At 68.3% G+C, this 10,941-nt stretch carries 9 protein-coding genes and 1 tRNA gene; 7 read left to right on the forward strand and 3 right to left on the reverse strand.

Translation table 11 applies throughout. The features are described 5' to 3' along the window. Window positions 1-116 precede the first annotated feature (116 nt). The 3 genes from BN1186_RS07305 to BN1186_RS07315 all read left to right on the forward strand — a co-directional run bounded on the left by BN1186_RS07305 (window position 117) and on the right by BN1186_RS07315 (window position 3,561). Window positions 117-2,537 (forward strand): transglycosylase domain-containing protein, encoded by a 2,421-nt coding sequence (locus BN1186_RS07305; RefSeq protein WP_052459914.1) that lies wholly within the window; start codon window positions 117-119, stop codon window positions 2,535-2,537. Next, window positions 2,534-3,463 carry a metallophosphoesterase gene (locus BN1186_RS07310; protein WP_139650947.1) on the forward strand — a complete coding sequence of 310 codons (930 nt, stop codon included), beginning with the start codon at window positions 2,534-2,536 and terminating at the stop codon, window positions 3,461-3,463. The genes BN1186_RS07305 and BN1186_RS07310 overlap by 4 nt, the downstream gene beginning before the upstream one ends. 24 nt (window positions 3,464-3,487) lie before the next feature. Then, window positions 3,488-3,561 (forward strand) — tRNA-Pro (locus tag BN1186_RS07315). 392 nt (window positions 3,562-3,953) lie between these two features. Here the strand turns inward: BN1186_RS07315 and BN1186_RS07320 are convergent. After that, window positions 3,954-4,547 (reverse strand): hypothetical protein, encoded by a 594-nt coding sequence (locus BN1186_RS07320; RefSeq protein WP_052459915.1) that lies wholly within the window; start codon window positions 4,545-4,547, stop codon window positions 3,954-3,956. Continuing rightward, complete coding sequence (locus BN1186_RS07325; RefSeq protein ID WP_052459916.1) at window positions 4,547-5,095, reverse strand: hypothetical protein; 549 nt, start codon at window positions 5,093-5,095, stop codon at window positions 4,547-4,549. The genes BN1186_RS07320 and BN1186_RS07325 overlap by 1 nt, the downstream gene beginning before the upstream one ends. Before the next feature lie 221 nt (window positions 5,096-5,316). Here BN1186_RS07325 and BN1186_RS07330 point away from each other — a divergent pair, with 221 nt between their 5' ends. From BN1186_RS07330 to BN1186_RS07340, 3 genes are all read left to right on the forward strand, one after another. Continuing rightward, a complete protein-coding gene (locus tag BN1186_RS07330) occupies window positions 5,317-7,206 on the forward strand; it encodes a phosphoenolpyruvate carboxykinase (GTP) (RefSeq protein ID WP_040283467.1) in 1,890 nt (629 codons plus the stop codon). 79 nt (window positions 7,207-7,285) lie between these two features. Next, window positions 7,286-7,708 (forward strand): glutaredoxin domain-containing protein, encoded by a 423-nt coding sequence (locus BN1186_RS15740; RefSeq protein ID WP_218975427.1) that lies wholly within the window; start codon window positions 7,286-7,288, stop codon window positions 7,706-7,708. Between the two features lie 31 nt (window positions 7,709-7,739). Continuing rightward, entirely contained in the window at window positions 7,740-9,233 is a 1,494-nt protein-coding gene (locus BN1186_RS07340; protein ID WP_040283468.1) for an amidohydrolase, read from the forward strand. Here the strand turns inward: BN1186_RS07340 and BN1186_RS07345 are convergent. Then, window positions 9,223-9,528 (reverse strand): hypothetical protein, encoded by a 306-nt coding sequence (locus tag BN1186_RS07345; protein ID WP_040283469.1) that lies wholly within the window; start codon window positions 9,526-9,528, stop codon window positions 9,223-9,225. The two genes, BN1186_RS07340 and BN1186_RS07345, sit on opposite strands and share 11 nt — an antisense overlap. Window positions 9,529-9,559: 31 nt before the next feature. On the opposite strand from BN1186_RS07345, the gene BN1186_RS07350 reads away from it, so the two are divergent. Next, complete coding sequence (locus BN1186_RS07350; protein ID WP_040283470.1) at window positions 9,560-10,582, forward strand: Gfo/Idh/MocA family protein; 1,023 nt, start codon at window positions 9,560-9,562, stop codon at window positions 10,580-10,582. The last annotated feature ends 359 nt before the right edge of the window (window positions 10,583-10,941 follow it).

The following is a 10,941-nucleotide window of genomic DNA, read 5'->3' on the forward strand; positions in this document are numbered from 1 at the left end:
TTGACCGTAGCGCATGATCGGGCCTTTGCAACAGGGGGGTCTTTGCTGAGACGCTGGTCAGCGGCCCATCGTCGGCTCGACAAGGGGATTTCCGGCGCGTCACGTAGAATGGCCGCATGAAGTCAGCCTCCCTTGGACAGAAGGGCTATGCCCTCTTGATGTTCCTGGCGGTGAGCGTCCTTTCCGGCCTCCTCCTCGCAGGGCTCGCCGTGCCGATGACCGCTCTCGCCAACAGCAGCGTCAAGATGGCTGCCGAGTCGTTCGAACAGCTGCCCGCCGAGTTCGAAACGCCCCCTCAGTCCGAGCGTTCCCGCGTGCTGATGGGCGACGGCCAGGTGCTGGCCACGTTCTTCGACGAGAACCGCGTCTATGTGCCGCTGGAGGACATCTCGCTGCACATGCAGGAGGCGCAGATCGCCATCGAGGACCACCGGTTCTACGACCACGGCGCCATCGACTTCCAGGGCTTCGGCCGAGCCGCCCTCAAGACGCTCATGGGCGACACGCAGGGTGCCTCGACGCTGACGCAGCAGTACGTGAAGCTGGTGCGCGTCGAAACCGCGTCCATGAACAATGACGCCGAGGGTGTCCGCAAGGCAACCGAGGTCTCGATCGAGCGCAAGATCATCGAGATGCGCTACGCCATGGCCGTGGAGGAGAAGCTCAGCAAGGACGAGATCCTCGAGCGCTATCTCAACATCGCCTACTACGGCGACGGCGCCTATGGCGTGGAGGCCGCCGCGCAGCACTACTTCGGCGTGTCCGCGAAGGACCTGGACCTAGCGCAATCTGCGATGCTGGCTGGCCTGGTGCAGAACCCGGTGCAGACCAACCCGACGAAGTACACCCAGCGCGCACTCAACCGCCGCGACACCGTGCTCAACCGCATGGCTGAGCTCAACATCGTGACGAAGGCGGAGGCCGCGGCCGCCAAGGAGGTCACCTTCGACCCGGCGCAGGTGCGCCGCACCCCCAACGGCTGCGTGGCCTCGAAGTACCCCTTCCTCTGTGATTACGTGCAGCGCACCCTGATGACTCTGCCCAGCATGGGCGAGACCGTCGAAGAGCGCCGCAACCGGCTCAACCGTGGCGGTCTGACCATCCACACCCTGATCGACCCCACGGCCCAGGATTCCGCAGAAGCCGCCGTCGCCGCGCAGATCGCGCCGCAGGACCCGGTGTGGGGTGCTGCCGTGCTGCTGCAGCCGAGCACGGGCCTGATCGTCGCGATGGCGCAGTCGCGGCCCGACATGGGCCCCGACGCCGCCGCCGGCCAGACGTTCTACAACATCAACGTGGAGGAGTCGATGGGTGGCATCGAGGGCTTCCAGGCGGGCTCCACGTTCAAGGCCTTCACGATCGCTGCCGCGCTCGACGTGGGCATGACCCCGGATCAGTCCTACAACTCCCCCGACCGCCTGGAGATCGATGGGGAGACCTACACCAGCTGCGAGGGCCCGTTCCCGGTGCGCGCTGACAAGCCCGTCGGCAACCTGAACATGCGTAGCTACGGCAACATCGACATGCGGAAGGCGACCGAGCAGTCGGTCAACACCTACTTCATGCAGCTCATCCAGGACGCGGGCATCTGCAACACGACCACCATGGCGGAGAAGGTGGGCGTCAAGCTGGCCAACGGCGACCCCATGTCGTCGCAGTCCTACTACCCGTCCTTCACGCTCGGCACCGCCGACGTGACCCCGCTGTCCATGGCTGAGGGCTACGCCACCTTCGCCAACCGCGGCATCCACTGCACCCCGATCATCCTGCGCTCCGTCACCACCAAGGACGGCACGCAGCTCGACGTCCCCTCGGCCAACTGTGAGCAGGTCATCCGCCCCGAGGTGGCCGACGGCGTCAACTACCTCCTCAACGGCGTGGCCACCCGCGGCACCGGCCGCCCCGCCGCCATCGGCGACGGGCGCCCCGAGGCCGGTAAGACCGGTACCACCAACGGCAACGAGGCGGTCTGGTACGCCGGCTACACCCCCGAGATGGCGGGCGTGGCACTGATCGCCGTGGACAAGCCCAACCCCTACTTCCAGTCCCACCCCCGCTCCGTGCGCATGACGCTGCCCGTCAGCGGCAACCGTCTGCAGGGCACCGGTGGTGGCGATGCCGGCAAGATCTGGAACGCCGCGATGAAGGCCGCGCTGGCTGACAAGCCGAAGACCGCGTTCACGGACCCGGCAAAGGACATCCTCGAGGGTGTGAAGGTGCCGGTGCCCGATGTGAAGGGCATGGGTTACAACGAGGCGAAGGAGACCCTCGAGGCTGCTGGTTTCAACACCCGCACCGTGCGCGTGGACTCCAACCGCCGCAAGGGCTCCTACCTGGGTATCTCGCCGTCGGACGAGGCTGTGAAGTTCTCCACCATCACGTTGCGCGTCTCCAACGGCCCCAAGCCGAAACCCAAGCCCGCTGCTCCGCGGCCAGCACCCCCGGCTCAGCCTCCGGCGCAGCCGCCCGCTGCACCCCCAGCTGCTCCTCCCGCTGCTCCGCCCGCCGCCCCGCCGGCTGGCGGCGAAGAGGGCTGATGAACGGTTGGACGAAGGCTGCCGCGGCCCTCGCGGCAGCCGGTGGAGCATGTTTCGGCTGGGGTCTCCTGGAGCGCGGCATGTACACGGTGCGGCGCGTCACGCTCGACGTGCTGCCGCCCGGCTGCCCTGAACTACGTGTGCTGCACGTCTCGGATTTCCATCTGACGACGAGGCAGCGCCGCAAGCAGGAGTTCATCGCCTCGCTGACTGCTCTCGAGCCGGATCTGGTGGTCAACACCGGCGACAACATCGCCCAGGCTGCCGCCGTCGAGCCGCTGATGGCTGCCTTGGAGAGCCTCCGCGGGGTGCCCGGCGTGTTCGTGTTCGGCTCCAACGACTACTACGCTCCGGAGTTCCGTAACCCGCTCAAGTACGTGGTGAAGGGCTCCTCGAAGGGCGAGGATGAGCCGCCCGAGGAACTACCCACCGACGCCGTGGCGGCCGGGCTGGAGGACCTCGGCTGGGTGAACCTGACGCAGGCGTCGGCCACGCTGGAGGTCGCGGGCCAGCGCATCGCGTTCCGGGGCACCGATGACGCGCACCTGGGTCGCGACGACTACGACGCCGTCGCCGGGCCGGTTGATCCCGACGCGGTGCTCAACGTGGGCGTGACGCACGCCCCCTACCTGGGTGTGCTGGATGCGATGACCGCCGACGGCCTGGAACTCATCTTCGCCGGCCACACCCACGGCGGGCAGGTCTGCGTGCCCGGCTTCGGCGCGTTGATCACCAACTGCGACCTGGACACCGACCGCGTCAAGGGCCCGTCGACGCACATCGCCGGGGGCCACACCGCGCAGTTGCACATCTCCGCAGGCTTGGGCACGTCGCCGTATGCGCCGTACCGCTTCGCGTGTCGCCCGGAGGTCACGCTGCTGACGCTGCGGCCGGCCGGTTTCGCACCTGAGGCCGGGGTGCGCTAATCTAACCCTTGGCTCAAATGCCATCGGGGTGTGGCGCAGCTTGGTAGCGCGCGTCGTTCGGGACGACGAGGCCGCAGGTTCAAATCCTGTCACCCCGACGCAGGCCGAGAGAAGTGAGAAAGCGCACTTCCTCGGCCTGAAGTCATTTCTAAGACCTTCAGGCGCTTTCTCACTTCCGAGGCCAAGGAAGGGGTTGAGGACGAAGTCCGATCACCCCGACGCAGGCCGAGAGAAGTGAGAAAGCGCACTTCCTCGGCCTGAAGTCATTTCTAAGACCTTCAGGCGCTTTCTCACTTCCGAGGGCAAGGAAGGGGTTGAGGACGAAGTCCGATCACCCCGACGAAGCCCGAGAGAAATGGACAAGCTCCTTACTCTCGGGCTTTAGTCTTTTCATTAGCTAGGAGCTTGTCCATTTCCGAGGGCAGGGAAGGGGTTGAGGACGAAGTCCGATGACCCCGACGTCACGCGGGGGCGCGACGCTCAGGGGGCGTCAGAACTCTGAGTAGTGACCGGCGGCCTCGGAGCAGACGAGGCCGACACCGGCGGGCAGGCCGATCGCCTTCAAGTCCGCGCACGCGTGAGCCGACTGGAGCATCATCTCGAGTGACCAGCCCTTGTGCGGATCCGTCAGGTGCTCAGACCAGATCGCCTGGCCTCCCCCGCAATCGGTGCTGACGCTGCCCAGGACGAAGCCGTCAGGGTGCGTACTCATCACGCTGATGCCCAGCACTGTGCAGCCGTCGGTGTCCGTCGAGCTCATCGACTCTTCGACGAAACTGCGGAACGACGGCGAGACCGCGTCCAGGCGGTGGGCCTCGGAGAAGGCGATGTCCTCGATGGGCGTCTCCACCCAACCGTTGGTGGGCTCGTAGGCGGCGCGCTGCGCGGCCACCTCGGCGTTGGAACTCGAGAACTCCACCGTCGAGCCCATCGCGACGCTCGGCTCAGTGCTGGGGGTGGCCTGCGTCGGCGCGATCGACTGTGCGGTGTGCGCCGCCGGCAGGGCGGTGACGAACGGCTCCGGGGCACACCCGGCGGCCAGCAGGAGGGCGGCGACGGGGGCCGCGAGCAGGAGCACCCGCATCAGTAGTCCCTGGCTGCGCCGTCGGCATCAGTGCAGCGGAGGCCGGGGGCGCCGGTCGGGATGTCGTTGTGCGCAAGATCGTCGCAGGGCATGGCGTCGCCGAACTGGACGATGTAGTTCCACTGGTTGTCGGCGATCCCCCACACAGCCTGACCGCCACCGCAGGTGGACTCCTCAGTGCCGTACACGTAGCCGTCCTGGTGGATTCCGTGGAGGGCGATCTCCTCGGTGAGGCAGCCGGTCTCGTCCTCGACGCCGATGCGGGTGACGAGGAAGTCGCGCAGCGACTGGGGAAGGTCGGTTTCGCGGATCACATCTGACCCGGAGCGCAGCGTGAGATCCAGGGACGTCCAGGGGCCACCCTGGGGCTCGGGCCGCTCCACCGGGGCCAGCGTCGTCGTCGATTCCGCGGTGGGCGCCGCGACAGATTCAGGGGCCGTCGTAGCGGGATCAGCAGGCTCAGAGGCGGGCGCTGCGGGCTCGGACGTGAGCTGGTCGATCTCCGCAGGAGGCGGCGCCTCGGTGGCTCCGGGCGTGGTCATCTCCACCGCGGGCGTCGTCGGGGACGGCGCCGTGGACTCGGGGGAACACCCACTCAATGCGGCCGCACAGGCGAGTGCGCCCGTCAGTAATACAGCCGTTCGCACCCCAGCACTGTACCAGTGTGAGACAAAGTGTCCCGAAGTAGCAACGGATGCCCTGCGTGGCTATGGTTGAACTGGAAACGCTCAATGGAGATGCGTGATTCCAGCCGCAACGAAGGGGACCCATGTCAACCGCCACGGAAGTTAACCGGAAGAGCCGAGCCGATCTCCCCGCCACAGGCGAGGCGCCCACCCACCCGAAGCTGGCGGCGTGGCTCGACGAAGTCGTCGAACTGTGCCAACCCGATGCCCTCTACTACTGCAACGGCTCCGACGAGGAGTACGCCGATCTGGTCCGCATCCTGGAGGAGGCGGGCACGGTGGTGCGGCTCAACGACGAGTTGCAGCCCAACTCCATCTACGCCCGAACGGACCCCGACGATGTGGCCCGCGTCGAGGACCAGACGTTCATCTGCTCGGAGGATGAGCGCAACGCCGGCCCCACCAACAACTGGATGGCCCCGGCGGAGATGAAGCGCGTCATGAAGGGGCTCTACGACGGCTGCATGCGCGGCCGCACGATGTACGTGATCCCGTTCTGCATGGGGCACATCGACGCGGCGGACCCGAAGTTCGGCGTCGAGGTCTCGGATTCGGCCTACGTTGCGGCGTCGATGCGCATCATGACCCGCATGGGCGCCGACCCCCTCAAGGCGATGACGGAGAAGGACGCGGATTTCGTGCCCTGCCTCCACTCGGTGGGTATGCCGCTCGAGCCGGGCGAGGAGGACGTGCCGTGGCCGTGCTCCGAGACCAAGTACATCGTGCACTTCCCCGACGAGCGGATGATCTGGTCCTACGGCTCCGGGTACGGCGGCAACTCGCTGCTGGGTAAGAAGTGCTACGCGCTGCGCATCGCCTCGGTGATGGCACGCGACGAGGGCTGGCTCGCCGAGCACATGTTGATCCTGCGCCTCACCAACCCGGAGGGCCGCAAGTACCACATCGCGGCCGCGTTCCCGTCTGCCTGCGGCAAGACGAACCTGGCCATGCTCGAGCCCACCATCCCGGGATGGACGGTGGAGACCCTGGGCGACGACATCGCCTGGCTGCGCTTCGGCGACGACGGCCGCCTATGGGCCACCAACCCGGAGACCGGCTTTTTCGGCGTGGCCCCTGGCACCAGCATGGACACCAACCCCAACGCCATGCGCACCATCGAAGGCGGCAACTCCATCTTCACCAACGTGGGTCTGACCGCTGACGGCGACATCTGGTGGGAGGGCATGACCAAGGACAAGCCCGAGAACATCACCGACTGGAAGGGTCGCCCCTGGAGCGGCTCGACCGGCCCGCGGGGCGGCCGCAAGGACGAGAAGGCCGCGCACCCCAACAGCCGCTTCTGCACCCCCATCGAGCAGTGCCCCATCCTGGCTGACGACTACCACAATCCGGAGGGCGTGCCCCTCGACGCCATCGTGTTCGGCGGCCGCCGGGAGAACACCATCCCGCTGGTCACGCAGGCCCGCAACTGGAAGCACGGCGTCTTCATGGGTGCCACCTGCTCGTCGGAGACCACCGCTGCCGCGAGCGGCGCCGTGGGCGTGCTGCGCCGCGACCCCATGGCCATGCTCCCGTTCATCGGCTACCACGTGGCCGATTACGTGCAGCACTGGATGGACGTGGGTAAGAAGGCGGACGCGGACAAGCTGCCGAAGATCTTCTACGTCAACTGGTTCCGTCGCGACGCCGACGGCCGGTTCATGTGGCCGGGCTTCGGGGAGAACTCCCGCGTGCTGAAGTGGATCGCCGACCGCGTCGACGGCAAGGTGGAGGCCGTGGAGACGCCCACCGGCCTACTCCCGGCCAAGGGCTCGCTGGACGTCGACGGCCTCGACATCACCGATGATGATCTCGAAGCCGTGGTCAGCTACAGCGCTGAGGAATGGCACGACGAGGTGCCGCGCATCGGCCGCTGGTTCGACACTTTCGGTTGGCGCCTGCCGCGCGAACTGGTCGACGAACTGCGCACCCTCGAGGTCGCCGTGGGGCGGGCCCCCAGCTCCATGTGGTGATCGGCTGACAGCCAAGAGCGCCGGCATCGCCCCGTGGCGGTGCCGGCGATCTGCGTTTTCGGTGCACTAGCCTGAGGCCATGCAGCGTTGGGTGTGGGTCGTCGTGCTGGTATTCGGCCTGCTCGCCGCCGGGTCGTTGGGCGGCTGGCAACCCACCCTGCCGAGCATCCTGCTCGGGGTCAGCGTGGTGCTACTGTCCTGGTGGATGAGTCCGTTTTCTGGAGGCCGCACGATGAAGCACACCGAGGTCATGTCTCTGCCCGAGGGTCAGCGCCGCGTGGTGATCTACTGGCGCCCCGGCTGCATCTTCTGCCAGAGACTCAAGGGTGGCCTCGGCTCTGACGGAGGCAAGGCCACGTGGATCAACATCTGGCATGACGAGGACGCCGCCGCCTTCGTTCGCTCCGTCAACGACGGCAACGAGGTGGTGCCCACCGTCGTGATCGATGGCCAGCCGCACACCAATCCGGCTCCGCAACTGGTGCTCGACGCCCTTTCTTGACACCTTCCACGGCCGGTGAGACGGTGCGTTCATGAGTGCTTCTCTCCTGGTGCGTGGTGGGCGGATCGTCGGGCTCGACGGCGAGGCCGAGCGGGCTGCCGATGTGCGGATCCACGACGGCGTGGTCACCGAGGTGGGTCCGGGGTTGGCTGCACACGGCGAGCGCGTCGTCGATGCCAGCGGGCACTGGCTGATCCCAGGGCTGTGGGACAAGCACGTGCACTTCGGGCAGTGGTCCCGCTCCACCACCTGGATCGACCTCACCGGCACCACCAGCCCGGAGGACGCCTGCGCGCGGGTCTGCCAGGCGCTGGAGCTGCGCCGGGAGGACGGCCGGATCGCGGTGGGTTTCGGCTACCGCTCGGCGGGCTGGGACCGGATCGGCACGGTGGCGGAACTGGACGCAGTCACCGGATCGCAGCCCGTGGTGTTGATCTCCGGCGACGCCCACAACGGCTGGCTCAACTCTGCCGCGCTCGCCCGTCTCGGCGTGCCCGCCCGGCAGGAACCCATGACCGAGAACGAGTGGTTCGATACCTTCGCCCGCCTCTCCGCCATGCCGGAGCAGGCCCCCACCGCCGACGAGCAGCGCGCCGCCGTCGCCCACCTCAACTCGCTGGGCTTCACCGGCATCGTGGACATGGAGTTCGAGAACACGTTCCGTGACTGGCCCCGCCGCCTCGCGGAAGGCATCCGCGGGCTACGGGTGCGCACCGCCGTCTACGCGCCCCAACTCGACGAGGTGTTCGCCGCCGGCTGGCACACCCACGACGCCCTCCCCGGCGGCGAGGGCCTCATGACGATGGGGCCGCTGAAGATCATCAGCGACGGGTCGCTGGGCACGCGCACCGCCTGGTGCTGCGACCCGTATCTGGGGCTGCCCGACAACGACCCCAACCCGTGGGGCGTGGTCAACGTCGACCGCGAGGAACTCGAACACCTGCTGGGGAAGGCCCTCACCGCAGGGCTGGAGATCGCCGTGCACGCCATCGGGGACCGCGCGAACCAGGCCGTGCTCGACGCCTTCGCCACCACGGGGGCGCACGGCTCCATCGAGCACGCACAACTGTTGCGCCGCGAGGACGTGCCCCGCTTCGCGCAACTGGGCCTGACCGCCAGCATGCAGCCCCACCACCTCATCGACGACCGCGAGATCACCACCCGCTGGTGGGCGGACCGGGCGGATCGCACGTTCCTGGCCAAGTCGCTGATCGACGCCGGGGCCACCGTCGCGCTCGGCTCCGACGCGCCGGTGTCGCCGCCGGATCCGTGGCTGGCGATCGCCTCGGCCGTGCACCGCAGCGGCGACGACCGGCCGGCGCTGCAGCCCGAGGAGTCGCTGAGCCCGAGGGAGGCGCTAGCGTGTTCGGTCGACGGGCAGCGGCTGCGCCCCGGTGCGCCGGGCGACGTGGTGCTGCTGGGCTCAGACCCCCTGGCGGATCACGGGTCGCCGGCCGAGACTGCAGCCGCGCTGCGCGGGATGCGGGTGGCGGCCACGATCTGCGCCGGAGAGCTCACCGGCTGAGCCGTAGCGCCGCCAGTTCGGCATCGCGCTGCGGGGACGGCACGTAGGCCTGCGCGAGGCGGCGCAATTCCCCGGCCCAGTGACTGACGGCGTACATCGACCACGGGTTGAACAGCTCACCTGCCCCGCGCTGGACGGCCTGCGCCGCCAGGAGGATCAGCACGCCGGGGCTTTGACGGGTGTTCCTGGCGCACCAGTGGACGCCGGAGTTGAACCCGTTGGAGTTCGGGGCGGCCCGTGCCTCGTCGCGGCCGCTGCGGGCACGCTCGGCTGCTGCGGCGTCGATGCGTCCCACATTGAGCCTGCCACAGGGCGATAATGGGGGGATGCTCACCTTGCCGAACTCCCGCGTCCCTGACCCCATGACTGCTCCCCCGCTTCGGTGGGGCGTGCTGGGCACGGGGTGGATCGCCGAGCGGTTCTTCGACGCGGCGCACCGCCTCACGTCGCAGCGGCTGGCCGCCGTGGGGTCGCGCACCCAGGGGCGCGCCGACGAGTTCGCCCACCGGTTCGAGGCGCCCCGCGCCTACGGCAGCTACGAGCAGTTGGTCTCGGATCCGGAGATCGACGCGGTCTACGTCGCCACCCCGCACAGCGAACACCTCGCCAACGCGAAGCTGGCGCTCGAGGCCGGCAAGCCGGTGCTGGTGGAGAAGGCGTTCACGCAGACCGCCGCCGAGGCCCGCGAGCTGATCGGCGCCGCCGAGGCCGCGGGGCTGCCCGTGATGGAGGCGATGTGGACCCGCTTCCTGCCGCAGATGGACGTCATCCGGCAACTGCTGGCCGACGGCGCGCTCGGCGAACTCGAGACCGTCTCTGCGGATCACGGGCAGTGGTTCGCCGACGACCCGGCCTCGCGCCTGTTCGACCCCGCCCTCGCGGGTGGGGCGATGCTCGACCTGGGCGTCTACCCGGTCTCGTTCATGCACTTCGCGCTGGGCGCGCCGGGGCGCTCGCTGTCCATGGGCACGCGGGCGTTCACCGGGGTCGACCGGCAGGTCTCCGCGGTGTTCGACGGCTTCGACGCCCACCCCTGCGCCACCGCGCTGATCACCACGACGTGCAAGGCGAAGACGCCCACCCGCGCCTACATCGCCGGCACCGAGGCCACCGTCGAGATCCCCACGTTCTTCTACGGCCCGCAGCAGTTGACGCTGCGCACGGTCGACGGCGAGGTGACCCGCAGTGAGGAGCCCACCGTCGTCGAGCACGAGGGCCTCAGCTTTGAGGCGGCACACTTCGCCACAATGGTCGCCGAAGGGCGCCTCGAGTCTGAGCTCATGCCCTGGTCCGAGACCATGGCCGTGATGGAGACGATGACCTCGCTGCTCGCCAACCTGGAGAGCTGAGCAGCCTGGTCCCTGAGCGTCTGCCCGCGAGCTTGCGAGCCAGCGGACGACGAAGGGCGCCCGCAACGTGACTATGACTTTGACACAGTGGGTTGAGGTGTCGGATCGGCTGCGGGCGCCCTTCGTCGCCGCGCGAGGCGCGACGCTCAGGGACCAGCCAGCCCCGACACCGGGCACTCAGGCAGCCGCGCCAACCACAGCTGCGGCCATCAGCCAGTACCAGCTGAGAGTCCGACGCAGTCTCTGATGGGGGCCTGAGTAGGTGGGTCGGGCGTTGCAGAAGACGGTCACCCACACCACCAGCCAGCAACACCACAGAGTGACCGCCTTCTGCATGGGCGGCGAAGGCCCCCATCAGA

The sequence above is a fragment of the Tessaracoccus massiliensis genome (assembly GCF_000826065.2).
Classification (GTDB): domain Bacteria; phylum Actinomycetota; class Actinomycetes; order Propionibacteriales; family Propionibacteriaceae; genus Arachnia; species Arachnia massiliensis_A.